Source organism: Burkholderia sp. AU45274 (assembly GCF_030482505.1).
Taxonomy (GTDB): domain Bacteria; phylum Pseudomonadota; class Gammaproteobacteria; order Burkholderiales; family Burkholderiaceae; genus Burkholderia.
The window spans coordinates 99,910-125,438 of sequence record NZ_JAUJQE010000009.1; the positions used below are offsets into that span (position 1 = coordinate 99,910).

General features: G+C 65.2%; 33 protein-coding genes. 20 read left to right on the forward strand and 13 right to left on the reverse strand.

The features are described from left to right. Nucleotides 1-10: 10 nt before the first annotated feature. Both QZM35_RS27930 and QZM35_RS27935 read right to left on the reverse strand, forming a co-directional pair. A complete protein-coding gene (locus tag QZM35_RS27930) occupies nucleotides 11-478 on the reverse strand; it encodes a cupin domain-containing protein (RefSeq protein WP_089429195.1) in 468 nt (155 codons plus the stop codon). Between the two features lie 119 nt (nucleotides 479-597). Then, nucleotides 598-1,821: a Zn-dependent hydrolase gene (locus tag QZM35_RS27935; protein WP_301777243.1), complete on the reverse strand. Its 1,224-nt coding sequence runs from the start codon at nucleotides 1,819-1,821 to the stop codon at nucleotides 598-600. A gap of 144 nt (nucleotides 1,822-1,965) precedes the next feature. Here QZM35_RS27935 and QZM35_RS27940 point away from each other — a divergent pair, with 144 nt between their 5' ends. Then, complete coding sequence (locus tag QZM35_RS27940; protein WP_089428539.1) at nucleotides 1,966-2,883, forward strand: LysR family transcriptional regulator; 918 nt, start codon at nucleotides 1,966-1,968, stop codon at nucleotides 2,881-2,883. Nucleotides 2,884-2,886: 3 nt separating this feature from the next. Here the strand turns inward: QZM35_RS27940 and QZM35_RS27945 are convergent, their stop codons facing one another. The 5 genes from QZM35_RS27945 to QZM35_RS27965 all read right to left on the reverse strand — a co-directional run bounded on the left by QZM35_RS27945 (nucleotide 2,887) and on the right by QZM35_RS27965 (nucleotide 6,921). Continuing rightward, a complete protein-coding gene (locus tag QZM35_RS27945; protein ID WP_301777244.1) occupies nucleotides 2,887-4,239 on the reverse strand; it encodes a pyridoxal-dependent decarboxylase in 1,353 nt (450 codons plus the stop codon). Between the two features lie 20 nt (nucleotides 4,240-4,259). Further along, nucleotides 4,260-4,559 carry a helix-turn-helix transcriptional regulator gene (locus QZM35_RS27950; RefSeq protein WP_085038359.1) on the reverse strand — a complete coding sequence of 100 codons (300 nt, stop codon included), beginning with the start codon at nucleotides 4,557-4,559 and terminating at the stop codon, nucleotides 4,260-4,262. A gap of 472 nt (nucleotides 4,560-5,031) precedes the next feature. Beyond that, nucleotides 5,032-5,451: a type II toxin-antitoxin system VapC family toxin gene (locus tag QZM35_RS27955; protein ID WP_174975468.1), complete on the reverse strand. Its 420-nt coding sequence runs from the start codon at nucleotides 5,449-5,451 to the stop codon at nucleotides 5,032-5,034. After that, on the reverse strand, nucleotides 5,451-5,702 hold the full coding sequence (locus QZM35_RS27960) for a type II toxin-antitoxin system Phd/YefM family antitoxin (protein ID WP_089429196.1): 252 nt from the start codon (nucleotides 5,700-5,702) through the stop codon (nucleotides 5,451-5,453). Before QZM35_RS27960 ends, QZM35_RS27955 begins: the two co-directional genes overlap by 1 nt. A 334-nt stretch (nucleotides 5,703-6,036) precedes the next feature. Then, nucleotides 6,037-6,921: a LysR family transcriptional regulator gene (locus tag QZM35_RS27965; protein ID WP_089428542.1), complete on the reverse strand. Its 885-nt coding sequence runs from the start codon at nucleotides 6,919-6,921 to the stop codon at nucleotides 6,037-6,039. A gap of 131 nt (nucleotides 6,922-7,052) precedes the next feature. Here QZM35_RS27965 and QZM35_RS27970 point away from each other — a divergent pair, with 131 nt between their 5' ends. The 6 genes from QZM35_RS27970 (at nucleotide 7,053) to QZM35_RS27995 (ending at nucleotide 10,941) form a co-directional block, all read left to right on the forward strand. Next, nucleotides 7,053-8,090 carry an aldo/keto reductase gene (locus QZM35_RS27970; protein ID WP_089432005.1) on the forward strand — a complete coding sequence of 346 codons (1,038 nt, stop codon included), beginning with the start codon at nucleotides 7,053-7,055 and terminating at the stop codon, nucleotides 8,088-8,090. A 129-nt stretch (nucleotides 8,091-8,219) separates the two neighbouring features. Further along, nucleotides 8,220-8,522: a helix-turn-helix transcriptional regulator gene (locus tag QZM35_RS27975; protein WP_089428545.1), complete on the forward strand. Its 303-nt coding sequence runs from the start codon at nucleotides 8,220-8,222 to the stop codon at nucleotides 8,520-8,522. Nucleotides 8,523-8,582: 60 nt separating this feature from the next. Continuing rightward, the gene (locus QZM35_RS27980; RefSeq protein WP_301777245.1) at nucleotides 8,583-9,584 is read left to right on the forward strand and encodes a zinc-dependent alcohol dehydrogenase family protein; all 1,002 of its coding nucleotides are present in this window, start codon (nucleotides 8,583-8,585) and stop codon (nucleotides 9,582-9,584) included. A 283-nt stretch (nucleotides 9,585-9,867) separates the two neighbouring features. Next, entirely contained in the window at nucleotides 9,868-10,344 is a 477-nt protein-coding gene (locus QZM35_RS27985; protein ID WP_089432002.1) for a GNAT family N-acetyltransferase, read from the forward strand. A gap of 155 nt (nucleotides 10,345-10,499) precedes the next feature. Further along, nucleotides 10,500-10,763: a helix-turn-helix transcriptional regulator gene (locus QZM35_RS27990; RefSeq protein WP_301777246.1), complete on the forward strand. Its 264-nt coding sequence runs from the start codon at nucleotides 10,500-10,502 to the stop codon at nucleotides 10,761-10,763. Between the two features lies 1 nt (nucleotide 10,764). Continuing rightward, entirely contained in the window at nucleotides 10,765-10,941 is a 177-nt protein-coding gene (locus QZM35_RS27995) for a hypothetical protein (protein WP_301777247.1), read from the forward strand. Nucleotides 10,942-10,955: 14 nt separating this feature from the next. On the opposite strand, the gene QZM35_RS28000 is transcribed toward QZM35_RS27995, so the two are convergent. Next, a complete protein-coding gene (locus QZM35_RS28000; RefSeq protein ID WP_089432001.1) occupies nucleotides 10,956-11,681 on the reverse strand; it encodes a class I SAM-dependent methyltransferase in 726 nt (241 codons plus the stop codon). A gap of 193 nt (nucleotides 11,682-11,874) precedes the next feature. Between QZM35_RS28000 and QZM35_RS28005 the strand changes: the two genes are divergently transcribed. The 3 genes from QZM35_RS28005 to QZM35_RS28015 all read left to right on the forward strand — a co-directional run bounded on the left by QZM35_RS28005 (nucleotide 11,875) and on the right by QZM35_RS28015 (nucleotide 15,066). Then, a complete protein-coding gene (locus QZM35_RS28005) occupies nucleotides 11,875-12,882 on the forward strand; it encodes a hypothetical protein (protein WP_089428550.1) in 1,008 nt (335 codons plus the stop codon). A 222-nt stretch (nucleotides 12,883-13,104) separates the two neighbouring features. Next, a complete protein-coding gene (locus QZM35_RS28010; RefSeq protein ID WP_301777319.1) occupies nucleotides 13,105-13,695 on the forward strand; it encodes a DUF4410 domain-containing protein in 591 nt (196 codons plus the stop codon). A 561-nt stretch (nucleotides 13,696-14,256) separates the two neighbouring features. Beyond that, on the forward strand, nucleotides 14,257-15,066 hold the full coding sequence (locus QZM35_RS28015; protein ID WP_301777248.1) for a TlpA disulfide reductase family protein: 810 nt from the start codon (nucleotides 14,257-14,259) through the stop codon (nucleotides 15,064-15,066). 37 nt (nucleotides 15,067-15,103) lie between these two features. On the opposite strand, the gene QZM35_RS28020 is transcribed toward QZM35_RS28015, so the two are convergent. After that, complete coding sequence (locus QZM35_RS28020; RefSeq protein WP_301777249.1) at nucleotides 15,104-16,162, reverse strand: LysR family transcriptional regulator; 1,059 nt, start codon at nucleotides 16,160-16,162, stop codon at nucleotides 15,104-15,106. On the opposite strand from QZM35_RS28020, the gene QZM35_RS28025 reads away from it, so the two are divergent. The 3 genes from QZM35_RS28025 to QZM35_RS28035 all read left to right on the forward strand — a co-directional run bounded on the left by QZM35_RS28025 (nucleotide 16,131) and on the right by QZM35_RS28035 (nucleotide 18,287). Beyond that, nucleotides 16,131-16,730 carry an FMN-dependent NADH-azoreductase gene (locus QZM35_RS28025; protein WP_301777250.1) on the forward strand — a complete coding sequence of 200 codons (600 nt, stop codon included), beginning with the start codon at nucleotides 16,131-16,133 and terminating at the stop codon, nucleotides 16,728-16,730. The genes QZM35_RS28020 and QZM35_RS28025 overlap by 32 nt on opposite strands. 87 nt (nucleotides 16,731-16,817) lie before the next feature. Further along, on the forward strand, nucleotides 16,818-17,654 hold the full coding sequence (locus QZM35_RS28030) for an ion transporter (RefSeq protein ID WP_301777251.1): 837 nt from the start codon (nucleotides 16,818-16,820) through the stop codon (nucleotides 17,652-17,654). A gap of 144 nt (nucleotides 17,655-17,798) precedes the next feature. Beyond that, the gene (locus QZM35_RS28035; protein WP_367620797.1) at nucleotides 17,799-18,287 is read left to right on the forward strand and encodes a heme-binding protein; all 489 of its coding nucleotides are present in this window, start codon (nucleotides 17,799-17,801) and stop codon (nucleotides 18,285-18,287) included. 3 nt (nucleotides 18,288-18,290) lie between these two features. On the opposite strand, the gene QZM35_RS28040 is transcribed toward QZM35_RS28035, so the two are convergent. Both QZM35_RS28040 and QZM35_RS28045 read right to left on the reverse strand, forming a co-directional pair. Next, entirely contained in the window at nucleotides 18,291-18,542 is a 252-nt protein-coding gene (locus QZM35_RS28040) for a DUF2191 domain-containing protein (protein ID WP_089428557.1), read from the reverse strand. Nucleotides 18,543-18,552: 10 nt separating this feature from the next. Then, nucleotides 18,553-19,221: a MarC family protein gene (locus QZM35_RS28045; protein WP_301777252.1), complete on the reverse strand. Its 669-nt coding sequence runs from the start codon at nucleotides 19,219-19,221 to the stop codon at nucleotides 18,553-18,555. Nucleotides 19,222-19,555: 334 nt separating this feature from the next. Between QZM35_RS28045 and QZM35_RS28050 the strand changes: the two genes are divergently transcribed. The 6 genes from QZM35_RS28050 to QZM35_RS28075 all read left to right on the forward strand — a co-directional run bounded on the left by QZM35_RS28050 (nucleotide 19,556) and on the right by QZM35_RS28075 (nucleotide 22,465). Further along, the gene (locus tag QZM35_RS28050) at nucleotides 19,556-20,074 is read left to right on the forward strand and encodes an ATP-binding protein (protein ID WP_301777253.1); all 519 of its coding nucleotides are present in this window, start codon (nucleotides 19,556-19,558) and stop codon (nucleotides 20,072-20,074) included. Between the two features lie 76 nt (nucleotides 20,075-20,150). Continuing rightward, nucleotides 20,151-20,642, forward strand: a complete 492-nt coding sequence (locus tag QZM35_RS28055; protein WP_241025820.1) for a hypothetical protein — start codon at nucleotides 20,151-20,153, stop codon at nucleotides 20,640-20,642. Nucleotides 20,643-20,924: 282 nt separating this feature from the next. Continuing rightward, nucleotides 20,925-21,260 (forward strand): SymE family type I addiction module toxin, encoded by a 336-nt coding sequence (locus QZM35_RS28060; RefSeq protein WP_089428559.1) that lies wholly within the window; start codon nucleotides 20,925-20,927, stop codon nucleotides 21,258-21,260. Continuing rightward, entirely contained in the window at nucleotides 21,257-21,577 is a 321-nt protein-coding gene (locus QZM35_RS28065) for an XRE family transcriptional regulator (protein WP_089428560.1), read from the forward strand. Before QZM35_RS28060 ends, QZM35_RS28065 begins: the two co-directional genes overlap by 4 nt. A gap of 95 nt (nucleotides 21,578-21,672) precedes the next feature. Then, on the forward strand, nucleotides 21,673-21,993 hold the full coding sequence (locus QZM35_RS28070; protein ID WP_089428561.1) for a helix-turn-helix domain-containing protein: 321 nt from the start codon (nucleotides 21,673-21,675) through the stop codon (nucleotides 21,991-21,993). Nucleotides 21,994-22,078: 85 nt separating this feature from the next. Continuing rightward, nucleotides 22,079-22,465, forward strand: coding sequence for an antitoxin Xre/MbcA/ParS toxin-binding domain-containing protein (locus tag QZM35_RS28075; RefSeq protein WP_179255289.1), 387 nt, complete (start codon nucleotides 22,079-22,081; stop codon nucleotides 22,463-22,465). 126 nt (nucleotides 22,466-22,591) lie between these two features. Here QZM35_RS28075 and QZM35_RS28080 read toward each other — a convergent pair whose 3' ends face one another. Next, nucleotides 22,592-22,783, reverse strand: a complete 192-nt coding sequence (locus QZM35_RS28080; RefSeq protein ID WP_089428563.1) for a hypothetical protein — start codon at nucleotides 22,781-22,783, stop codon at nucleotides 22,592-22,594. A gap of 414 nt (nucleotides 22,784-23,197) precedes the next feature. Here QZM35_RS28080 and QZM35_RS28085 point away from each other — a divergent pair, with 414 nt between their 5' ends. Beyond that, the gene (locus tag QZM35_RS28085) at nucleotides 23,198-24,796 is read left to right on the forward strand and encodes a hypothetical protein (RefSeq protein ID WP_301777254.1); all 1,599 of its coding nucleotides are present in this window, start codon (nucleotides 23,198-23,200) and stop codon (nucleotides 24,794-24,796) included. Nucleotides 24,797-24,844: 48 nt separating this feature from the next. On the opposite strand, the gene QZM35_RS28090 is transcribed toward QZM35_RS28085, so the two are convergent. Then, a complete protein-coding gene (locus QZM35_RS28090; protein ID WP_301777255.1) occupies nucleotides 24,845-25,249 on the reverse strand; it encodes a peptide ABC transporter ATPase in 405 nt (134 codons plus the stop codon). Nucleotides 25,250-25,529: the final 280 nt, after the last annotated feature.

Below are 25,529 nucleotides of genomic sequence, written 5' to 3' on the forward strand. Positions count from 1 at the left end.
CGATTGGCGATCAAGGCTGCTTCGGCAAATCCACATAGTCTTCGAGCTCGCCGGCGATATACAGCCGCTTGCCGAGTCGCGGGTATTCGCAGACGTCGTGTTCGAGCCGTTGCCCGCCAACGAGCAGCTCAAGCGGCGTATCGCCGGTGTTCTGCACCGTATGCGCTTCACCGCCGCGCGGAAAGCCGATGAAATCGCCCGGCCCGATTTCACTGGCGCGTTCGCCGATCGTGACCGCGCCCGTCCCGGACAGCACGTACACGAACTCTTCTTCGTACAGGTGACGGTGATACTCGGCCGATTCGTGACCAGGCATCAGCGTGAGCAGGTGAACACCGAATTGCGTCAAGCCGGTCAGGTCGCTGAGTTGTCGCTTGAGACGAACGGCATTGGGATTCAGCGAATGCACCGCGCGCATCGGTTCCATCTTCGCGATATCGGCGGCCTTCAGCAGTTCCCGGGGAAAGGGAGTCGACATGGGGATCTCGCAAACGTGAATGCTTTGGTTGAACGCGGCGCCGGCGTGGCGCGCGCAGCGGCCATTGTCCGACATTTTCACGCTTGCGGAGGAGTCGCGAACTCCGCCATCGCGCGTGCCTAGCGCGCGCAATCGGCCAGCAGGTTCGCCAGCACCGACGCGCCTTGCGCGAGGTGCACCGGATCGGCATCTTCCGCTTCGTTGTGGCTCAAGCCGGCCTTGCACGGCACGAACACCATCGCGGAAGGCGCGACGTACGACAGGTTCACCGCGTCGTGCCCCGCACCGCTGCACATCTCCTTGTACGGATAGCCGGCGGCAGCCGTTGCCTGCCGCACGCGCTCGACGCATGCCGCATCGAACACCACCGGCTCGTATTCGGCGATCGTCTCTACCTGCACGCTCGTGCCGCGCAGCGCGGTGCGCTGCATGCAGATCGCTTCGATGTCGGCGACCAGTTGCTGCAACGCCGTCTGCGACGGGTGGCGCACGTCGACGCTGAACCGGACCTTGCCCGGAATCGTGCTCGGCGAATTCGGCTGGCACGCGACATGACCGACCGTCACGCGCGCATCGTCGTCGAAGGTGTGACCGTGCTCGACGATCGCCGCGATCATCGCGGCCGCCACGCCCATCGCGTCACGGCGCACGCTCATCGGCGTCGTGCCTGCATGCGACTCGAAGCCGGTCACCGTGACGTCGAGTTCGTAGATGCCCTGCACGCCCGTCACGACGCCGATCGGCAAGCCGGCCTGCTCCAGCACCGGCCCTTGCTCGATATGCGCTTCGAAATACGCCTTCGGCATCTGCCGCTCGCGCGCAGGGCCGGCGAAGCCCGTGCGTTCGAGTTCGTCGCGCAGCAGCGCGCCCGTCTGCATGCACGGGCGATCCAGTGCGTAGTCGAGATCCAGCGCACCGGCATAGACGGCCGAGCCCATCATGCCCGGCGTGAAGCGCGAACCCTCTTCGTTGGTCCACGCGACGACGTCGATCGGATGTCGCGTTTCAATGCCGCGCTCGTTCAGCGTGCGAATCGCTTCGAGGCCCGCGAGCACGCCATAGACGCCGTCGAATCGGCCGCCGAGCGGCTGCGTGTCGAGATGGCTGCCGCACGTCACGGGCGGCAAACCCGGTTCCGTGCCCGGCCGGCGAGCGAACACGTTGCCGATCGGATCGATGCGGATCTCGCAACCGGCTGCTTCGCACCACGCGATGAAGCGGCGCCTGCCGCGCGCGTCGTCGTCGCTGAGCGCGAGCCGGCAGTTGCCGCCGTGCGCGGTCCCGCCGATCGTCGCCATCTCCATCAGCGAATCCCACAGCCGTTGCTGGTTAACGAGAAGCATCGTGACCGCTCCTGAAAAGCACCGAGCATATACACTCGACCCAATAAGAAAAATCCAAGATTTCGTTGTGGTCGATAACTTTTTCTTGTCACCCGGCGTTCGACCCGGCAGCCCGCGCTTTCTTCGTATTCGGATCAGTCATTCATGAAGCTCAAGCAGCTCGATGCGTTTCTCGCGGTCGCCGAGCATCGCACCATTCGCGGCGCGGCGCGCGCGCTCGGCGTCACGCAACCGGCCATCAGCAGCATCGTGCGCGAGCTCGAACAGGAACTCGGCGTGCCGCTCGTCGTCCGCAGCGTAAAGGGAATTGCGCTGACCGATTACGGCAGCGCGTTTGCGATTCGCGCGCGGCTGATCGTCGAGGAGATCCAGCGCACGCGCGACGAAATCGAGCAGTTGCGGCTCGGCACGACCGGCTCGGTGTCGATCGCGGTCAGCCCGACCGTCGCGCTGACGCTCCTGCCGCGTGCATTCACCGCGTTCTCGCGCGACCTGCCCGGCGCCACGCTGAACGTCGACGATGCGCTGACCGCGACGGATCTCGCGCGACTGCGCGACGGCTCGCTCGACTTCATCGTCACGCATCAGTTGTCGAATGCGATACCGGACCCCGACGAATTCGCGAGCATTCCGTTGTTCCGGACGGCGTTCGCGGTCGTCGCGAGAAGCCGGCATCGGCTCGCGCGCGCCCGCTCGCTGCGCGAGCTCGTCGATGCGCAATGGTGCGTGCCGCGCTACGGCGACGAGGGAGACGATCTGGTGCGCTCGATCTTCATGCCGTTCGGCATCGACGTACCGAAGCGGGTAATCCACTGCCCGTCGTTTGCCGCGACGCTCGGGCTCGTGTCGCAAACGGATGCGCTCGGCGTGTTCGCACGGCCGCTCGCCGACGTCGAACGCAAGTCACGGGGCATCGTCGCGCTGGATCTTGCCGAGCCGATGCCCGCGTTGACGGTCGCGATCGTGATGCGGCGGCATGCGTTGCTGACGCCCGCCGCGCTGCATTTCATCGAGTGCCTGAAGGGGGCGGCTGCAACCGTTCAGGGCGCGGACGGCGCATGATGCTCAGCGCACGTGCACGCCGCGCAGCTCCGTCAGCAACGCCACGAGACGATCGATGTGCGCGTCTTCGGTGCGCCACGACGACACGCTGATCCGGAACGCCGGCCGCCCCTGCCACACCGTCGCGCCGAACCACACGTCGCCCGACGCCTGCGCGGCCGCGAGGATCGCCGCCGTTTCATCGTCGGTGCCGGCGCGCATGAGCACCTGGTTCAGCACGACGCGGTTCAGCACGTCGTAGCCGGCCGCACGCAGCCCGTCCGCGACCCGCGCCGCCTGCGCGCAATGCCGCTCGACCATCGTGGCCACGCCGGCGCGGCCGAGTGAACGCAGCGCGGCCCATACGGGGATGCCGCGCGCGCGCCGCGAGAATTCGAGGTTCAGGTTCTTCTGCGCGTCCTGCGCGCCGCTCAGGTACACGGCGTCGCTGTTCATCGCGGTCGCGAGCGCGGCCGCGTCCCGGCAGATCACCATCGCGCCGTCGTACGGCGTGTTGAGCCACTTGTGGCCGTCGGTGGTCCAGCTGTCCGCGCCGTCGATGCCGTCCGTCAGCGCGCGCTTCGACGAGGCGCGGGCCCACAGGCCGAACGCGCCGTCGACGTGCACCCACGCGCCGGCCGCCTTCGCGGGCGGAATCAGCGCCGCGAACGGATCGAACTCGCCCGTGTTCACTTCGCCGGCCTGCACGCAGAGGATCGTCATGTCGTCGAGGGGCGGCAGCTGTGCCGGATCGATCCGGCCATGCGTGTCGACCGGCGCGACGACGAGGCGCTTCATCCCGAAACCGAGCACGCGCAGCGCCTTCTTCACCGTGATGTGCGCCAGCTCGGAGATCACGACCTTCACCTCGGGCGCGCCGATCAGGCCGTCCGCGTCGACGTCCCAGCCCTTGCGTGCGAGCAGCGCGCGCCGCGCGGCCACCAGCGCGACGAGCGTGCAGGCCGTCGCGCTCGTGCCGAACCCGACCGCACTGCCTTCGGGCAATCCGAGCACGTCGACGACCCAGCGCGCGGCCTGGCGCTCGATCGTTGCGGCCACCGGTGAATTCGCATACGACGACGCGCACTGGTCCCACGCGAGCATCAACCGCTCGGCCGCCGCCGCGGCCGGCAGCGTGGCGCCGATCACGAAGCCGAAGTAGTTCGGGCCGTTCGACGCGACGGTCGCGGGCGTGCCGCGCTCGTCGAGCAGGCGCAGCACGTCGTCGGCGGGGCGGCCCGCGTCGGGCAGCGGCTCGTCGAACGCCGCCAGGCCGGCCAGTGCGGCCGCGTCGGGAAACGCGCGCCGCTCGTTCGTCGCGGCCAGATACGCGTGCGCGCGCCGGTCGGCGTCGGCCAGCAATGCAAGTTCGTCCATGTCGGTTGCCTCGGTGTGAGTCAGAGTTGCAAAAGATCGCGGCCGAGCTGCTGCAGCGCGCCGTCGATCCGCTTGTAGTACGTGAACTTGCCGACGCGGGTCGCCTGCACGAGCCCGGCATCCGCGAGGATGCGCATGTGGCGCGTGGTCGTAGCCGGCGCGATGCCGAGCTTCTCGGTGATGTACGTGCAGCACACGCCGAGTTCGTCGACATCGCCGTGCGGCTGCGGCGGGAAATGCTTGCGCGGCTGCTTGAGCCAGCGCATCACGGCCAGACGGCTTTCGTTGGCCAGTGCGCTGATGCGGGTGACGTCGTCCATGGGAATGCGGAGCGCGATTAACGTTTCGAATATTAGCTAAATGACGAAATGTGTGCAATTGGTTCGAAGGGCGACTTGAGCTGACGCTGGGGTGTATTTGCCCGCCGTATCGGCACCGGATGCGATCGCGGCAAGCGCGCCGCTGCAACGCGTTGCACACAGCGCCGGGAACACGCTTCAGCTCGCCGTCAATGCCGAGCGGCCATTCCGCATACAAGTCGGGCCCGAAACGCATTGCGATCCGTCATGTGCGGCAGGATCGTCCCGACGCGCCTGCCTGCCGTGTGCGGCGCGCACACCACGCGCCGCGCACGGCCGAGCGAGCGGCCGCGCAATGCACTATCCGTTGGCCCGGCCCATCCGCCAGTGCGGGGGATGCAAGGGGTGCGCGGAAGCGTTACCGTGAAATGCATGCGCGGTCTGTCAACGAACCCGCGCCCGTTTCATTGTTCGAGAGGGAGGGTTTGCTAGCTCAATCCCACGGATTAACGATAGGAACGCCGGTTTCAACAAAATCGGCGACATTGCGCGTCACGACGGTCATGCCATGCACGAGCGCCGTTGCGGCAATGAGTGCGTCCCGCTCCGACCGCCGATCCGGTACATGGAGTCGTGCGCATCGTTGCGCGACCGCAGTATCAACCGGCAGCACGCGACCCGCGAACTCCGGCAGGACATGCCCGTCAAGCCATGCCCGCAGAAGCGCACCTTGAGCCGTGTCCCGGCGTTCGATTTGCAAGACGCCTGTCTCCAGCTCCATGATCGTGATTGCCGAGACAAAAAGCGTGGGTGCGTCGACGGTTGAACTCCAGGCCACCAGGCCTTTGTCCGCCTTGCCGGTTCGCACCTTCCTGAGTTCCGAAACAACGTTGGTATCGAGGACGAACATCATCAAAAATCAACCTTTTTGATGCCGATCTCCGCGCGCGGAGGCTCAAACTCGATGTCCTCGACACCGGGCATGGCCAACGCGTCGGCAATGTTGCGCCGTTGCTGCGTGAGACGCTGGTATTCCTCGAAACTCAGCAGCACATGGGCAGGCCTGCCACGATCCGTAATGAACACCGGGCCATCCTTTGCTGCCTTCTTCGCTTTGGTCACATCCTGGTTAAGTTCGCGACTCGAGAGCGTTGTGATGGTCATCATGGGCTCCTCAAACCAATCAATGTAGGTATGTTACTACAATAAATGAGATTGCGCGGCCTTGCCCGCCCCGGTTGATCCGGCCCCGTGCGCGTCTTCTTCGTCGATGACTCTTGCGCCTACGTACGAGTTACGTTTCCGGCGGCAAAGTCCTCTGGCCGGAAGCGCGATACGCACCGCTACGAATCGTTTCCGTTCAATCACGCGCATCCGATTCTGAGGACAACCCATGCCGAGTTTCGCCGTTGCCGAAGCGAACTCGCCACAATGACCACCCGAAGGGCACGAAATTGGCGTCGTCACGTCGAGTCCGACGCAATTACATCCAACACGTTCACGCCGCCAGCGCCTGCGCCAGCCGTTCGATCAGCGCCCGCACGCGCCGCGGCTGCACGGCGTTGCCCGCATAGACGATCTGCAGATCGACGTCGCCCGGCGAGAACGCGCGCAGGACTTCCACGAGCGCGCCGGACGCCAGATCCTGCTCGACGTCGACCAGCGACTTCAGTGCGACGCCGTGCCCCGCGACGCACCACGCGCGCACGAGTGCGCCGTCGTTGGCCACCCGCCGGCCGCGCACCGTCACGCGCCGGGGTTCGCCATCGATGCTGAACGGCCATTCGGCATACAGGTCCTGCCCGAAGCGCATCACGATGCAGTCGTGTGCGGCAAGATCGTCCGGATGCCGCGGCGTGCCGTGCGCCGCGAGATACGCGGGCGACGCGCACACGACGCGCCGCGCGCGGCCGAGCGACCGGCTGCGCAGCGAACTGTCGGCGAGCACCCCGCGACGGATCGCGAAATCGAGCCCCTGCCCGACGACATCCACGTAGCCGTCACCGAGATGCAGGTCGACCGTGACGCCCGGATGCTCGGCCAGAAACGCGTCGACGACGGGCACCACGCGCTCGCGCCCGAGGTCGGCCGGCGCGCTTAGGCGCACCGGCCCTGACAAGGTCTGCACGCCGAGCCGCACTCGGCCTTCGAGTTCATCGGCCTCCGCCAGCAGGCGTCGCGCACCGTCGACGAGCGTGCGGCCCTCGTCGGTCAGGCTGATCGCGCGGGTCGTGCGCGTGAGCAGCGCCGCGCCGTAGTGGCGCTCGAGCGCAGCCAGTCGCTCGGACACGGTGGCCGGCGACAGCCCGAACTCGCGGCCCGCCGCGGCCAGTCCGCCCTTCTCCACGATGCGCAGGAACAGCGCGAGATTGTCGAGCAGCATTATTCGCCCTTTCCGAACGATATTTTCGAAGTCTGCCCAATTATCCGAAATATCCGCAAGCGATACAGTGTGCCAATGCGTCGCCTCGCGGCCGCCCCTCGACCCGTCGATCACCCCAAAGGAAACCCGCCATGGAATACCGCACCCTCGGCCGCTCCGGCCTCAAGGTTCCTGCCCTGAGCTTCGGCGCCGGCACGTTCGGCGGCACCGGCCCGCTGTTTAGCGCCTGGGGCAACACGGGCGTCGATGAAGCGCGCCGCCTGATCGACATCTGCCTCGAAGCCGGCGTGAACCTGTTCGACACGGCCGACGTGTATTCGGACGGCGAATCCGAGCGCGTGCTCGGCGCCGCGATCAACGGACGTCGCGACCAGGTGCTGATCTCGACGAAAACGGGCCTGCCGACCGGAAGCGGCCCGAACGACGCGGGCACGTCGCGCGCGCGGCTCGTCCGCGCCGTCGACGATGCGCTGCGCCGCCTCGACACCGACTACATCGACCTGCTGCAACTCCACGCGTTCGATGCGAGCACGCCGGTCGAGGAAGTGATGTCGACGCTCGACGATCTCGTGCGCGCGGGCAAGCTGCGCTACATCGGCGTATCGAACTTCGCCGGGTGGCAGATCATGAAGTCGCTGGCGGTGGCCGATCGGCACGGCTGGTCGCGTTACGTGGCGAACCAGGTCTACTACTCGCTCGTCGGCCGCGATTACGAGTGGGACCTGATGCCGCTCGGCGCCGACCAGGGGCTTGGCGCGCTCGTCTGGAGCCCGCTCGGCTGGGGCCGGCTCACCGGCAAGATCCGGCGCAACGCGCCGCTGCCCGAAGGCAGCCGCCTGCATGAAACGGCCGGCTTCGGGCCGCCGGTCGACGATGCGCGCCTGTACGACGTGGTCGATGCGCTCGACGCGATCGCCGAGGAAACGGGCAAGACCGTGCCGCAGATCGCGCTGAACTGGCTGCTGCAGCGCCCGACGGTGTCGTCGGTGATCATCGGCGCGCGCAATGAGGCACAGCTGCGGCAGAACCTCGGCGCGGTCGGCTGGGCGCTGACCGATGCGCAGGTCGCGAAGCTCGATGCGGCGAGCGCGGTGGTAGCACCTTATCCGTACTTCCCGTATCGCCGCCAGCAGGCGTTCGCGCAACTCAATCCGCCGCTGCGCGGGTGAGCGCCGACGGCCTCCCTTTTCACGGGAGGCTTGCAAATTCGAGCGTTGCTCCGGAACCATCCAGACTCGACAAAACGGCGGTCGGCGCTCACATTGACATATCGGTAATTCTCGATATACTCGCTGCCCATGGAATTGCTCGACATCTTCAAAGCCCTCTCGAACCGGACTCGCCTTGAAATCCTGCAGGGTTTGAAGGACCCCGTGAAGAACTTCCCGCCGCAGGATGAAGGGGACGTTCATACGGTGGGCGTCTGCGTCAGCAGTATTCAGGAAGGTGTCGGGCTGTCGCAGTCGACGGTGTCCGATTATCTTGCGACGCTGCAACGAGCCGGCCTGGTGGAAGTCAGGCGCATCGGCCAGTGGACCTACTACAAGCGTAACGAAGCAGCCATCAGTGCGCTGGCCAAGGCCATCGGGAAAGACCTGTAATTTTTTCCCCATAATATCGACAATTCTCAATATCCCTATTTACCGAAACGAGGATGTGCAATGAAAGCGCTGTTGCTCAAGTCATTTGGCGGCCCGGAATCGTTCGAGCTACGTGACGTACCCAAGCCGGTGCCGCACGCCGGACAAGTCCTGGTTCGCGTCCATGCCACCTCCATCAATCCATTGGATTACCAGGTTCGACGGGGAGACTATCCGGACCTGGTACCCCTTCCGGCCATTACCGGACACGACGTATCGGGCGTGGTCGAAGCCGTCGGGCCCGGTGTGAAGGCCTTCTCGCCGGGGGACGAAGTCTGGTACACCCCGCAAATCTTCGACGGGCCAGGCAGTTACGCCGAGTACCACGTGGCGGCCGAAAGCATCGTCGGGAAGAAGCCGCCTTCGTTGAGCCATCTCGAGGCGGCCAGCCTGACCCTGGTGGGCGGAACGGTTTGGGAAGCACTTGTCGTGCGTGCGGCGCTTCGTGTCGGGGAAAGCATTCTGGTACACGGCGGCGCAGGAGGCGTCGGCCATGTGGCGATCCAGCTCGCCAAGGCCATCGGCGCAAGGGTGTTCACGACCGTGCGCGAAGCAAACGTCGAGTTCGCCCGCAGCCTGGGGGCCGATGTGGTCATCGACTACGAACAGGACGATTACGTCGACGCAGTCATGCGGGACACCGGCGGCCGCGGCGTCGATGTCGTGTTCGACACCATCGGCGGCAACACCCTGTCGCGCAGCCCCGATGCGCTCGCCCAGCTTGGTCGCGTCGTCACGATCGTGGACATCGCCCAGCCACAAAACGTCATTCAGGCGTGGGGCAAGAACGCGAGTTATCACTTCGTCTTCACGCGACAAAACCGCGGCAAGCTGGATGAGTTGAGCGCGTTGATCGAACGCGGACAGCTGCGGCCACACGTTGGCGCCGTCTATTCCCTTGCCGACGTTCCGCTCGCGCATGCCCTGCTGGAGCGTCCCAACAACGGGGTTCGAGGAAAGATCGCGATTGCGGTCGCGCCGTCGGCGTATCCCGAACGTGTTGCCGGTACTCGAGCGGCGTGATCTTTTTCTCGCATGTGGGCCGGAGCAAGCTGTGCGTGATTCGCCGTGCGTCGCGAGCATCGGGGTTGCGCGGGGGCCGAACCTGACAGCCCGAAGCACAGCCGGCGGGATCGCAGCAGGTTCTGACGGACAGTCGACCTCGTGAGCATGATGCGGCCCGTGGCACCATGAAATGCCGTCGTCATGGGCCTACCCATGGGGCCGCGAACTTCCTATCGTGGAGACCTGCGACGCGCCCGCCGAATCGGCGGCGCGCCCTCTTCTCCTCGACAGGTCCGCCAATATGAACGCCAACGACACCGGACTGACCGTACGCGCGGTCACGGAACACGACTACGACCAGTGGCTGCCGCTGTGGGACGGCTATAACCGTTTCTACGGCCGCTTCGACGATAAGGCCCTGCCGCTGCGCATCACGCAGCTCACGTGGTCGCGCTTCTTCGACGGCTACGAACCGGTGCATGCGCTCGTCGCCGAGCGCGCCGGCCGGCTCGTCGGACTCGTGCATTTCCTGTACCACCGCAGCACGACGCATATCGGGCCGACCTGCTACCTGCAGGACCTGTTCACGCTCGACAGCGAACGCGGCAAGGGTGTCGGCCGTGCGCTGATCGAAGCCGTGTACGACGCCGCGCGTGCGCATCGCGCCGAGCGCGTGTACTGGCAGACGCACGAGACGAACCACACGGCGATGCGGCTCTACGACACCGTTGCGGCAAAGCCGGGGGCCGTGCTCTATCGGAAGGAGCTGTCGCGCTGAGCGGAGCGGCGAAACGCGAACCAATGCCCTCTCCAGAATCGCCTCACCTGATTGCATGCCGCGATCCCCCCTCGGAACGGCAACCTCGGTAATTTGGTAGCCCAAGGGACACAAAATTACCCTTATGATCATTTTTTGTATCCATGGGGCTACAGATGACGACATTGGCCGACGTTGGAGAGATGCTGAAACATGCTCGCCACTCAGCGGGGCTTTCACAGAAAGAGCTGGCCGAGCGCGCCGGCGTCGCACGTACCACACTCGCTCGCATGGAAACGCTTGCGCGAGGCGACATGAGCGTATCTGCGCTCGTTCGTCTCCTTGAGGCCGCCGGCTATGACCTGCGGGCGGTGAAGCGCGGACACGCGCGCACGCTCGACGACGTGCTGGCCGAGCAGCGCACGATGGGAGATGCGTGACATGCGCCTTCACATCTCTGTCAAAGGCAAGCGCGTCGCTCACCTCTATCGCCAGGCGCACGACTATGCGTTGCGCTACATCGAAGCTGCCGGATTCTCGGACGCGGATCGAGCCGATACCGCGAGACAGGTCATCGGTCGCTCGGAATTGCTGGCAGATCCCGACAAGGGGAATTGAGAGCCCGGCGAAATTCACACGATCGGCCGCGCCTTCATCCACAGAAACAGCGGCACGCGCGCCCACTGCTTCAACTGATCCGTATCGGCGTGGTCGGGCGGCGGCTCGCGCAGCGACACGATCGCGAACCCGGCCGCTTCCAGCGCCTCCATGTACGCCTGCAGCGGCAGCGACCAGCCGGCGAAGTGCATCGACAGCCCGTCGCGCGTTTCCACGCCATCGAAATGCTCCCGCCCGAAATAGCTGCCCTTCAGCACGAACGGCGCATCCGGTTGCGGCCCCGCGAAGCCGCCACGATCGCGGAACGGATGCACGAGCGAGATGAACAGCGTCCCGCCCGGCTTCAGCACGCGGCGCGCTTCGTTCAACGCGCGCTGCATGTCATCGAGATCCATCAGCACGTTGTACGCCATCACGAGATCGAAGCAGGCCGCGTCGAACGGCAGCGACGCCGCGTCGGCCAGCTTGTAGCGATGCGCGGAATCCGCGTGACGCGCGGCGTCGAGCATCGCGGGCACCACGTCGGTCGCCGTCACGTCGTAGCCGAGCGCCTTCAGCTCGCGGCTCACGCGGCCTTCGCCGCAGCCGATCTCCAGCGCGCGGCCGGTATCGCGGCCAATATAGGCCGCGAGCCCCGCACGGTATTTCCAGAACGCGTCGTGCCCCGGCTTGCCGGCCCAGTCGATCCATTGGTCGGCGACCTGCGTCCAGTGTTCGGTGATGGCTGTCGTGTCGGTCATGTGCGCTCCCGCCCGGTGTGCGTCGTTGGCTCAGGATGCGCATGGTAAGCCGAAGCGGCGGAACGCGTCGGCGGGGTGCGCCGCGCAACCGGATTCCGTTTCCGGCTGCGACGTTCTACAGTGACATAAAACAATCTGCGCCGTTGCACGTCGCCGCCGCCCGACGATGCGCACCCGATTCCGAGGACATCCCATGCCGAGCATCCTGGCCGCGCCCGCCAATCTCCCCCCGAGCCCCGTCGCGGCGGAAACGCGCATGGTGCACGACGTCGCGACGCTCAAGCCGTCCGACTACCGTGGGGCGGACGGTGCGTCGTGGGTCATCGCCACCGTCACGCCGGCCGCGGACAGCGGCACGAACGTGACCGGCACGAGCTACTTCGACACCGCGAAAGGCCAGACCGTCCCGGTACCCGACGCGCGGCGCCGCTATGCGAATCGCGGCACGTGGCAGGTCGTCGCGAGTTCGAGCCCTTCCGTGCCCGCCACCGGCCGCTACGACTGGCTGACGCTCGCGTGGCTGCCGATCAACCGGCGGCCGCTGCCGCAAACGCCCGAGCACCTGTATTCGCCGTTCATTCGCGGCGGCACGATCGTGTATCGATGGAATCCGGCCGCGGAAGGCGGCGAGCAATTCGGCAACGTGCGGATGATCTTTCCGGAATGGACGCAGCAGGTGGCCGATGCGTTGCGGGCCGCTTCGGCAGCGTCGCCGGACGGGGCGAGCGCGTCGGCCGCACCGCCGCCGCTCGATCGCCTGCAAGCGGACACGAATCCGATGACCGCCGTGCTCGACTTCAGCGATGCGCTGCGCGACGAGCCGGTCGAGAAGGTCGTCGCGCGGCTGCCGGGCCTGCTACGCGTGAAGGATCTGCACGAACTGTCGGCGATCGTGTTCCTGTGCCTGTCCGGATCACGCGCAGAAGACCGGCCGCGCTTCGCGGCAATGATCAACGGCTCGATCGCGTCGACCGACGACAGCGCGCGGCTGCTCGCGATCGCCTATGGCGCGTTCGCAGCCGGCCGGGCGCGGCCTTATCCGTTCAACGATGCAGGGCAGACGGCGCGGATCAACGACGTGTTCGGCGCGTTGAAGCGGCGGACGACGGCGCTCAACGTGCCGGTCGGGGAAGGGTCACCTTGGTATGAGTTCTTCACGGCATATCGGCTCGGCGACGCGGTGTCCGGCACGGGGCAATGAGTGACCGCGGCGACCCGCGCCGCGACGGCAAGACCCGATCACGGGTGTGAGAAATCTTTCGCCGCGCAGTCGCCGGCTCATTCACGCATGCCAAACGCGGCAATGAAGCCATGCCGACTCGATTTTCGATCTTTTCGACCTTTTGAATCGAATCGTCCGGTGTTAAATTCCCGCCCGGCCACAGAGCCACCTCAAATAACCCGAACTAAAAAAGACCAAATCATGAAATCTGTATTCCGTCATGCCGCTCTGGCACTGGTAACGATCGGCTTCCTGTCGGGCTGCGCGAGCAGCGTGACACGCGACGCCAGCGATCAGGCGGGGGCCATCGCAACGGCATCGACGCCCAAATTCGGCTCGAAGCCCGTGATCGTGCAAGTCACGCTCGACAATGCCGCGCAGGAAGCGCTGAAAGACAACCTGAAATTCAGCCCCGAGAACCTGAAAGGGAAAATCGAAAGTGCGCTGGCCGCACGCAAGCTGCTGGCGACGGCCGGCTCGACCGATGCGATGCACCTTAACGTGGAAGTCACCGGCATTCGCACGCGCTCGAGTTTCTCGGCCGTCATGTTCGGCTTCATGGCCGGCAACGATCATGTCGACGGGACCGTGACGCTCACCGATGCCGACAACCATCCTCTCGATCGCTTCAAGGTGTCGGCATCGTATGCGCTCGGCGGTATCGCCGGCATCGACAGCATGCGCATGGACTGGCTGTACGAGAAATTCACCGAGAAGACGCTCGCGACGCTCGATCCGGCGACCGGGGCCACGCAGGCCGACACGGCACCGGCAGCATCGAAGAAGCTGTAAGACCCGACGCCCGACGGAGCGCGGATGCGCAGCCCGTCGGGCGACGGCGGTGAATCACATGCCACCGCCAACGAATCGTTTCGCCGGTCGCGAACCGACCATCATGCAATGCGCGAGTGAATGCCCGGTGCTCGCATCTGGCAGCGGTCCTATTCCGTTTGATCAGCCGACAGGAGTCGGTTCGCGGCCGCGCCCACCGGCCGCCACCAGGCATTCGCGCCCGCATGCATGACAATAAAAAATCGGCCGCCCGGGGGAGAGCGGCCGTCAAGGAGAGATCCCTGTTCGGGATGCCGGCGGACACCACTCCGGACCGGCCTGGGTATTGTTGATGAACGCGATTCCGATGACCATCAGACCGGTCTGATTTGCAGCCTGCCCGCCTGCAAATCACGGCGTCCTGAGCCCGCCACCTCGTTCAAATCCGCAACGCGCCGTTACGTTCTCGACGGGAACCCCCATACGCGGCGACCTGTCGAATCGCCGCACGACCGTCGACGGCTTCATCGCCATGGCGGACAATCCCCTCTCCAGCCCCGCTCGATCACGTCCCGCCCTTTCATGCTGAGCATTGGTCCCTTCTCGATCCGCGTCGTCGCGGTAGCCGTCGCCGCGCTGCTCGCGTGGCTCGTCGCCCGTTTCATCCAGCGTCGCCCGCCGGACGGACATCACAAGACCGCATCGAGCCTGATCCTCGATGCGTTGCTGTTCGGCCTGCTCGCCGCACGCATCGGCTACGTCGCGCAGTGGTGGCACGAATACGCCGCCGCGCCGCGCTCGATCATCGCGCTCGGCGACGGCGGCTTCGACTGGCGCATCGGCCTCGCGGCGGGAATCGTGTTCGCGGGCTGGCGCCTGCGCCGCCTGACCACGCTGCGTCGCCCGGTGATGGCCGGCATGCTCGCCGGTGTTGCCGCATGGGGCATCGCGCAGGGCATGTTCGCCACGTTGCAGCACGGCGCGCCGCCGCTTGCCGCGTTGCAGCTCGAAGCGCTCGATGCCACGCCGGTGCCGGTGCAACGCTTCGCGGGCAAGCCCGTCGTCGTGAACCTGTGGGCGACATGGTGCCCGCCCTGCCAGCGCGAAATGCCGATCCTCGCGCAAGCGCAGCAGGAGCATCCGGGGATGACGGTGCTGATGATCAACCAGGGCGAAGACGCGCAGGCGGTGCGCGCGTTCCTCGAACAGAAAGGGCTGCGGTTCGATCACGTGCTGCTCGATCGCACGCTGCACGCGATGAAAGCCTACGGTTCGCGCGGGCTGCCGACGACGCTTTTCTTCGACGCGAAAGGCAATCTCGTCGAATCGCACATGGGCGAGATCACCGCCGCGCGGCTGAAGGATGCCGTGGCGGACCGCTTCGGGCAGTAACGCGCGTCTCGTTCAAAGAACCGCGGCAACTGCTTCGTCACATCCGCGCCTCGACCGCGGCCAGCCGCGCCGGCAGATGTTCCAGCAGCGCATCGACGGCGGCCCGGACTTTCAGCGGAAGATGCAGTGTGTAGGGCCACACTGCGTGAATCGGAAAGATCACGCCCGGCCGATCGGGCAGCAGCTCCCGCAACCTGCCGCTGCGCAACGCATCACGCACCAGCCAGTACGGCAACCACGCGACGCCCAGATCCGCAATGGCCGCATCCATCAGCGCGCTCAAGTCGTCGGACAGCAAACGAACGGCGGGCTGCAATTCCGCGAGCTGACCGTCGACGATGACGCGCCAGCGATGCACCTGGCCGAAACGCGTGTAGGCCAGCGCCTTGTGCCGTTCGAGCGCTTCATAGGTCGCGGGTTCGCCGCAGCGGCTCAGGTACGCCGGCGATGCGCAGAACGCCATCCGGTGCTCGCCGAGCGGACGCGCCACCAGCTCGCTGCTGTTCGGCAACGTGCCGACGCGAACCGCCAGGTCGAAACGCTCTTCGACCAGGTCGACGGAACGATCGCTGAACGACAGGTCGAGATCGAGCTCCGGATGCGCCTTCGCCAGTTCGATCAGGATCGGCGCCACACACAGATGACCGAAGAGCGTCGGCATCGACACGCGCAGGCGCCCCTTCATCTGCCATTTGCCGGTTTCCAGCAGCGCTTCGCCCGCCTGGATCTGCTCCATCGCGCGCAGGCAATGGTCGTAGAACAACGCGCCTTCGTCGGTCAGGCTCTGGCTGCGCGTCGTCCGCTGAAACAGCACGACGCCCAGCCGCTCCTCGAGGCGCGCGATGCTCTTGCCGACCGCGGACCGCGTGATGTGCAGCCTCTCCGCGGCTGCCGCAAAGCTGCTCGCTTGCGCCGCGGCGACGAACACATCGATGCCCTTCAGGTTGTTTCGCATGCGATTGGGGATAAATACGCTACACAATGCGTCGATCTTATCGCTTTTGGAGATAAAAGGTGACTGATAGGATCGATTCCAGTCCTCACCTTCGCAACGGAGCCCCCGCATGGCACGCATCCTCGTCCTTAAATCGAGCATCAACGGCAGCCAGTCGCAAACCGGTGCGCTGATCGACACGTTCCTGGCCGAGCGCCAGGCCAACGGCCATGCCGACGATGTGATCGTGCGCCATCTCGTCGACGCCGACCTGCCGATGCTCGACAGCGAGCTGTTTCACGCGCTGCGCGGCGCGGCCCATCCGAGCGAGCGCGCGCAACGCGCGATCGTGCTGTCCGATGAGCTGATTGCCGAGCTCAAGGGCAGCGACCTGCTGCTGATCGGCGCGCCGATGTACAACCTCAACGTGCCGACCCAGTTGAAGAACTGGTTCGACCTCGTCGCGCGGGCACGCGTGACGTTCCGGTACACGGAGACCTATCCGGTGGGACTCGTCGAAGGCATCAGCGCGATCGTGTTCAGCTCCCGCGGCGGCGTGCACGTCGGGCAGGACACGGATGCGGTCACGCCTTACCTGCGTGCCGTGCTCGGCCTGATGGGTATCTCGGACGTGGAATTCGTCTATGCCGAAGGGCTCGACATAAAGCCGCACGGCGTCGAGGCCGGGCTGGCGAATGCACGCCGGGAGATGGATGCGCTGCACGCGTAAGGCCGGATCGCGCGCGGCGGAACGTGCGACGCAGAAATCAGACTCGTCCGATTGGCCCTGCCGGATGCGATCCGTAAACTCCGGCGCATGATTTCCGCACTCCAGTCCACCTTCGACGCGCTGCGCGACACCGTCGCGCGTTGCACCCGGCGCCCCGCGTTCCTCCGCAACCTCGACATCGTGGTGCTCGCACTGATCGTCGCGAGCGTGCTCGTCGTGATGGCCGACAGCGTGCACGACCTGCACGAACGGTACGGCCACGCACTCTATGCGGCCGAATGGGCATTCACGCTGCTGTTCACGGTCGAATACGTGGTGCGACTGCTATCCGCACCCAAGCCGCTTCACTATGCGCGCAGCTTCTTCGGCATCGTCGATCTCGTGTCGATCCTGCCCACCTATCTCGCGTTCTTCTTCCCCGGCCTGCATGCGCTGATCGACGTGCGGCTGCTCCGGCTGCTGCGCGTGTTCCGCATCCTCGGGCTGTCGATCTACCTCGAGGAAGGGCAGATGCTGATGCGGGCGCTGACCCGCGCGCGGCGCAAGATCTTCGTGTTCATCGGCGGGATGTTCGTGCTGACGGTGATTCTCGGCACCGTGATCTTTCTCGTCGAAGGGCCCGAGAACGGCATCACGAGCATTCCGGTGGGCGTGTACTGGGCGGCCGTGACGATGAGCACGACCGGCTATGGCGACCTGACGCCGCATACGCCGCTCGGCCGGCTCATCACGTCGTGCGCGATCCTGCTCGGCTACGGGATCATCGCGTTTCCGACCGGTATCATGGGCGCGGAGCTGGTGGCGTCGGCGCTGGAGCGCACGCGTGCCAACGCACGGCCGGCCACGGGCGATGAACCGTGCTGCCCGCATTGCGGCGTCGCGCTGCCTGAGCGCGGTGCGAGCGATACGCCGCATCCAAAATAGGCCCCGTCCTATTCAGCTTCACCTCCTCTTGTTCGAAACTGGGTTCATCGAGCGGTTCGGTCGCTGCATCGCCGGCCATCACGACACGCGATGCGCATCTTGGATACGCCGCTCGTCTTCCAGCCATTTCGATAAGGAGTTCACATGATCATTCGATCGACCCTGGCGACGCTCGCCGCCGCTACGCTGACCACCGCCGCTTCCGCACAAGTCCTTCAGGAAAGGAATCTTTCACTGGCCCTCGCGACCGAAATCGCGCAGCAAACCATCCAGGCCTGCTCGACCAGCGGCTACAACGTGGCCGTCACCGTCGTCGACCGCAGCGGCATCGCACGCGCGATGCTGCGTGCCGACCATGCCGGCCTGCATACGGTGGATGCGTCGCAACGCAAGGCCTACACGGCGCTGTCGACGAAGACACCGACCGGCACGCTCGCCGCGAACCTGCAGAAGAACCCGGCCGCCGCGCAGATGACGGCCATCGACGGCTTCTTGGTGCTCGGCGGCGGCGTGCCGATCAAGACAGGCGAAGAAGTGATCGGCGCGGTGGGGGTGGGCGGTGCGCCGGGCGGGCATCTCGATGAAGCCTGTGCGCAGCAGGGGATCGCACGCGTTCAGGCGAAATTGCTCTAACGGCTATGCCCGGATCCCGGCAAGTCGAACCGACAAGGTAACGTTACGGCGTGACGACTCCGGTTCCGGGCGCCGCCGTGGAATGTCTGCCATGCCGGACCATGTGCCGCCCAGCGCCGCCAGACGTCTGGCGGCCTGGACACGCACCAGCGTGTTGATGACCTCCCGCAACAAGTCTGCTTCGTTCCCCCCTGGTCCGGTCATCTGCACCGCCTTCGCGAAGAGATCGTCGTCGATCGTCACCGTGAGCCGCATGGCCTGCCCCTCACCCCGCCTGCCCGCCCAGCGTCTGCGCGAACGCCGCCAGCCCCGTCAGCATGATCTGCACACCCACGCACAGCAGCAGGAACGCCGACACCCGCATCGCCACTTTCGTCCCCTCGCTGCCGAGATAGCGCGCGAGCGTCGTCGCGCGGCTGTAGATCTGCCAGATCGCGAACGCGACGAGCGCCGCGACTGCAACCGACACCACGCCGGAGGTCAGATAGTCAACGGCCGTACGAGCCCGGTTCGCATGCAGCGCGATGCCGGCCGCGATCGAGCCGGGGCCGATCGTCAGCGGCACCGTGAGCGGGAAGAATGCACGCGCCATCAGCTTCGGCAGATCGTCGCCATGCACGGCGCTGTCGCCGCCCGGCACGTCGGGCGCGTTGAGCATCGACCACCCGGCCACGGCCACCGCGAAGCCGCCGCCGATCCGCAGCGCTTCCATCGAAATTCCGAAGAAATTCAGCACTGGCGCACCGATGAAAAAGATCACGAGCAGCGTGAAGAACACGTTCGTCGCGAGCTGTTTCGACAGCGTCGCGCGCTCGGCCTCCGTCAGCGATTGCGTGCGCTCGAGAAACACGAACGCCATGCCGAACGGATTGATGATGCCGATCAGGCCGGTGAAGCCGAACAAGATTTCAGAGATCAGGCGGTCGACCGGCATCGCGATCGTGCTCCTCGGTAACGGACTGGGAATAAAAAAGGCGACCGGTCGAGACGACCGGCCGCCAGGAGGACACGCCTCAAAGTCCGGCGCGCGCGGGGGGCGCGCCGACCCGCAGAACCCCGATTGTCGATGAAGCGCGGTGAGCGGGAAATCAGTCAGGTCTGATTTTGCGGGACGATGTTCGATGCGATTCCCTCATGCGAATGGCGCGAAGGGTCGCACTGCATTTCGGGCGCACGCCGAAGAACACCAATCAAAAAAGCGGCGGCCAGTCGTGACGAGCAGCCGCCCAAGAAATTAGAAAATTCCACGAATCGTCGCGGCGCGTGGAGTGAACGCACCACGTGTCGGCAGCGACGTAGCGGCACCGACGTACCCCGGCGCAGCGACGGTCGCGCTTTCCGCGTCGGCATCGGCGGTCGATGCGACGCCGGTGACGATCCGCGTCAGCAATTCGGGAATCGGGACGACACCCGACCAGCTCGCGCACATATTCGAACCCTTCGCGCAAGCCGACAGGTCGATCGCGCGACGATTCGGCGGCACCGGCATCGGGCTGGCGCTGAGCCACAAGCTCGTCGAATCGATGGGCGGCAACATCGTGGTGGACAGCGTGTCGGGCGTCGGCTCGACTTTCGTCATTACGCTGCCGCTCGGTCACCGTCCGGGCGCCGCGTGCGCCGATGTGAACGCGGATGCCCCCAATGCCCGCGTGATGTTCGTCGACGCCAACCCGGTGAACCGTCCGCTGACTCACGACCAGCTCGACGTCCTAGGCTATCCGGCCGACGTCGCGTCAGCGTCGCGGCGGCGCTCGACCTCGTCGATCGACATGACTATGCGCTCGTGATGACCGACCTCAACATGCCGGGGCTCGACGGCTATGCGTTTACGCGGGTGTTGCGTGAGCGCGGCCGATTCTCGCGGTGACGGCCCATGCCGAGCCGGATGAATTGCGTTTCGCGCGGGAAGCGGGGATCGACGAGATTGTCGCGAAACCGACGTCGTTGAAGTCCCTGGAGCTGGCGATCACGAAGCACACGGGTCCATCACAGGCGCCGCATTCCTCACCGCCATCGCGCCGGTATGGGCCGCTGCCTCATGATCTGCACAAGGTGCTTCCCGACACCGCGTACCGGTCGAATGGCGCAATCGCACGGGCGCTCCAGGACGGTGACTTGAAGGCTGCCCGAGCGGAGATTCACAGCATGCGCGGCGCTTTCGCGACGATCGGCGAGCATGAGATCTCCGGTCTGCGCGCATCGATGGAAGCGTTGGCGCTGGCGGGCGACGCCGCGGCGTTCGCGCGTGAGTTCGAGCGATATCGGCACGACGCGAAAGAGATCCTCGTGCGACGTGCGGCTGGCGAGTCGCAACAGTCGGCTGACACGTTTTCTGACATATCGGCGATGAGGTGACGAAGCGGTTCGCCAGCGCAACTGCCCCGGAATCGTTGGACTTCAAGCGCGCAAGACATCGGCCGAACGGCCCATGTCGATAAAACCGTACAAGACCGATATCAGCCAGCAGTCAATCTCGGTAGAGTGGTTACACGTTCTCGCGTGGAAGGTTCATTCACTTCGACATGCCAATCATGTAACGGAATGGCGAACGAAATCCACTGTGTAAACGAGCGCGGCCCGCAGGTGACAACAACACCTGCGGGCCGCTGACCACAACCAACTTCAAAGGAGTTGACCATGGCTGGCGCGAATCATAACGCACCGACGTATTTCCGCGATTGTTTTTTCTCCCCGCAATCGTCCTCTCAATCTGGCCGGCTCGTTCCGCACGTCAGGCTGACCGACATGGCGCCGCCTGTCATGTATCTGTGGACGAAATTGTCCGGCCGGTGGATCGAAGCGGCGGGTTTCGATCCGGAGCAACGCTTGCAGATCGAGGTATCGCACAAGCGGCTGGTGATTACCCCGATCGACGATGCGGGCAGCGATTGTCGCGTAACGCACGAACGCCCCGATGGCGATCCCGCGACGGGGCAGCAACTGGAATCGGTGATGGCAGGAGAAGCACAATGAATCACGACGCCCCGAACCAATACACCGACGGCGTGCCGGCCGATTTCGACTTCTACGACGTCGGAGAACTGGCGGCTAAGTCCACGCTCGTGCTGAAGCTCAATGCGCTGATCGCGTCCCGCGGCCTGAGTGAGGAAGAGGCTGCTGCGCTGGCCGAGATGACCCGGCCGGTGGTCACCCCCGAGCAGCGCGACAGGCTTCGAAACGTTTCGCTGGAAACGCTGATGGTGACGCTCGCATCGCTCGGCCAGCATGTGGAAATCGTGGTGCGGCCCGCGACGGAATCGGGGCCGGTGGGTATCACGGTTTCGGTCTGACGGTTGGTGAAGTAGACGGAAAGTAGTGTGTGCGGTGGCCGGTTCCGGCCGCCGCCATAACAGTTTCGGCACCACACTCTTTGGATAGGTCAGTGATGAATCGCGACGAATGTCCTCAGTGCACCGACAACGTGCTTGTCGACCTGGATTTCGATGATGCCCAGGCACTGACGGCCAAGGCCGCACTCGCCCTCAAGCTCAACGAACTGATCGACTCGCGCGGCCTGACTCAAATCGAGACGACATCCATCATCAGCATGACGCAACCGAAGGTGTCCCAAGTACGTCGCTACCAACTCCGGAACATTTCTCTGGAGCGGCTGATGCAAGCGCTGGTGTCGCTGGGCCAGCATGTGGAAATCGTGGTGCAGCCTGCAAGCCGCTCGTGTTCGGCTGCTATCACTGTCGCAGCGTGACCAAGACCCCGTCCTGGAAAGGAAGTGTTTAGTACCGGAATATCCTCGGCGCTCGCATAGGGCAGCGTTAGGAGTAGCGCCATCAATGGATAGCATGACTGCGACCGGGCCCAACGGTCGCCGCCGAAGCCCCTCCGATACCACGCGTATTCAATTTAACGTGAACGATCGTTACAACCAATCGGACCAGGCTGATTCTGCAACGCTCACCCTCCCGAACCAATCGATCCTCCGCGAGCTTGCGCGCGCAGCGCGCGTGTTGCCCACGGAATCTGATCGTCTCGCCAGCCTGCGTGACACCTTCCAGCTCGCGGTCGAATTGTTCGAATGCGAAGTGCTGGCCGCCCAATGGATAGAGTTGCCACACACTGAGCTTGCCGGGCAGAAACCGCTTGAATGTTTGGATCCGGATCAGGGTCACGACCGCATACGGACGCTTCTGATACGAGCCATTCACGGAGTCTGCGCATAACCCGCGTCAGACTCACATCTGCTCGAACAGACCGAGCGGGGAATTCCACGTGAACGAAAGGCGGGCTGCCATCCTGTCTGACGGACGTCGCCAGACACACCAGGCAGCCCTTCACACACCACCAACTTACTGCTGAATCGTCGCCTGCGCCGCCAGCTTCTCGACCAGCGCAGCCATCGCCCGCTGATCCGCCTGCGCTTCGAGCTGCTGTCGCAGCACGTTCTTCGCCGCGTCGATCGTGCGCGCGGACAGGTCGTCCGTGTTCATGCGGATGCGCCCGTCGGCTTCGCGCAGGTTCTTCGTCGCAACATCGAACATCGTCTGTCCTCTCGATCGAGTCGAGGCCGACCGTCCGGCCCTGAATGTCTCGCATTAAAAACGCAGACGACATCGATCTCCATCAGACGGGTCTTACATCGCCCCCGCGATACGCCTGAATCAGACTCGGCCTACGCGCACGCGTCCAACGGGCTTCCCGGCGACTTTCGTACGAGTTACGTACCAATCAGACTACTAAATGAATCTGTTTAGGACTTGTCCGATTCAATTGCCGACGGTACCTGCATAAAGTGGAGTGCATCACGGCACCGAGCCTTCCGCCACGACCGGAACGACAGCCCGCGACGCCATCCGGCGCCATGCTTCGAATCGCGAAGTATGGCCAGCCCTCCCCGATTCACGATGCAGCCGATCGCCCCCCGACGCGCGAACGGCTTCCCGGAGAGAACTCACATGCAGATCACCCCGCACGACATGCCCACGCTTGCCGACATCCCCCGACTTCCGCTCGATTTCGCCGATCCGACGCAAACCGCTCCGATCGAAGCGAAGGCCGCGCCCGGCATGCTCGACGAATCCGTCGCCGCCGCCACGCAAACGCTGATCGAGCGCGGCGATCTCGCGCGCGCTGCCGAGCTCGCGGTCATGCACTGGCAGCAGCATCCCGCGTCGCCGGCGGCGGCGTTCAATTGCGGCTATGCACTTCAGATCGCCGGGCGGCACGCGGAAGCGATCGTTCCGTATCGCAGGACGCTCGCGCTCGCCCCCACGTGGCCGTCGCTGAAGAACAATCTCGCGCTCGCGATTCGACTGTCGGGCGACGACCCCGACCTGGAACATGCATTCATCGAAGGTGCGCTCGACGACGATCCGAACCACGCGCAGGCGTGGACCAACGCGGTCATTACGCGCCTCAACCGCTTCGACCTGGACGGCGCGCTGCGCGCGGCCACCCGTGCCGTGACGCTTGCGCCCGACAGCGCGCTCGCGGCCAACAACGCGGCAGCGGTGCTCAAGGAAGCACAACGGTGGAGCGACGCCGAGCAGTACGTGCAGCACGCGTGCGCGCTCGATCCGGACGACCTGACGCACCGCCACAACCTGTCGCTGTTACGGCTCGCGCGTGGCGACTTCGCATCGGGATGGGCCGACTACGAGGCGCGCTGGCACGGTGCGGGGGAACTGCGCGGCACGCTGCCCGCGTTTGCTCGGCCGCGCTGGTGCGGCGAATCGCTTGCCGGAAAGACGCTGCTCGTGTGGGGCGAACAAGGCATCGGCGACGTGCTGCAGTTCAGTCGCTACGTGCCGCTGCTCGCGGAGCGCGTGCATCGCGAAGGCGGCCGGCTCGTGTGGAACGTGTTTCCGCAGATGGGCGCGCTGGTCGAGCGCAGCCTCGGCGATCACGCCGACGTGTTCGATACCCGCACCCGCGTCGAGCACCTGCTCCACTTCGACTACGAACTGCCGCTGATGAGCATTCCGTGGATGCTCGGCCTCGACGCGGACACCCTCTTCACGTCCGTGCCGTACCTCCATGCTGACGCCGGCGCTACCGACGCATGGCGCCACGCGTTGTCCGGCGAGAAGCGGCTGAAGGTCGGCCTTGCGTGGACAGGCAGCCTCAACCATCAACGCAACCGCTTCCGCCGCGTCGGGCTCGAGCGTTACGCCGATGCGTTTGCCGGCGTGCAGAAGGACGTCGCGTTCTATTCGCTGCAACCGGGCGCGCAGCATGACGTCGAAGCCGCGAAAGCGGCCGGGTTCGACGTGACCGACATGACGCGCGAATGGAAGACGCTCGACGACACCGCCGCGTTCGTCGGTGCGCTCGACCTGGTGATCACCGTCTGCACGTCGGTCGCGCACCTGAGCGGCGCGCTCGGTCAGCCCACTTGGGTGCTGCTCGATGCGAACCCGCATTGGATCTGGCAGCACGACCGGCGTGACAGCCCGTTCTATCCGAGTGCGGCGCTTTATCGCCAGCGGAATTTTGCCGATTGGCAGCCCGTGCTCGACGAGCTGGCCGCGGATCTGCGGGGTCTCGTCGGCTGATAGGCGAGCACGGGCGCTGGCGTTGCCGATTTGCGGCCGACGGACATCCTACGGCTGCGAAAACACCATCACACGCCCTTGCACACGCTGGAGCTTCAGCCAGCCCATGTCGGCGGTGAAACGCAGTTGCTGCAACGGGAAGTCGAACTGCGCCTCTCCGGCGGCGCTCACGACCGCCTTGGCGATCCAGCGGATCAGCGCCTTCCCTTCGTCGGTCGTCACGCTGCCGTTCTGCACGCCGTAAAAATAGCGATTCCCGGCGTTGACCTCGTTCTGCAGTTGCATCCAGTGCCCCGGCAACCCCTGCAGGGTCCGGAACAGGTCGGCGACCCGTTGCGTCGTGAGGCCGCGCGCCCACAGCGCGCCGTTCGCAGCCGGCCGCGCCAGATTGTGGCGATCCGCTGCCTGGGCCTGCTCCTTGATCTGTCCCCGCAGGGAATCATCCTTCGACATGCCGCACTCCTCATGGTGATAGGCGCGGGAGAACAGCCTCGCGCGCGCCGCATGCACGATACGCCCATTGCGAGAAGTCATCGCCTGTCAGGTATGTCAGGCGTCAATATGGGACATCCGTCCCCATCATGCTGTCCCCTTCCCTTCAGCACGAACGCCGTTGCCGTACACCCCGCCATCGCGAACCGCATCGTGATTCCATTACCGGGCGGAAGAGGTTTCGGAGTATCCGTCGCGCAAGCATCTCGACGCGAAGACCCGCGCGTGGGTGGATTTCATG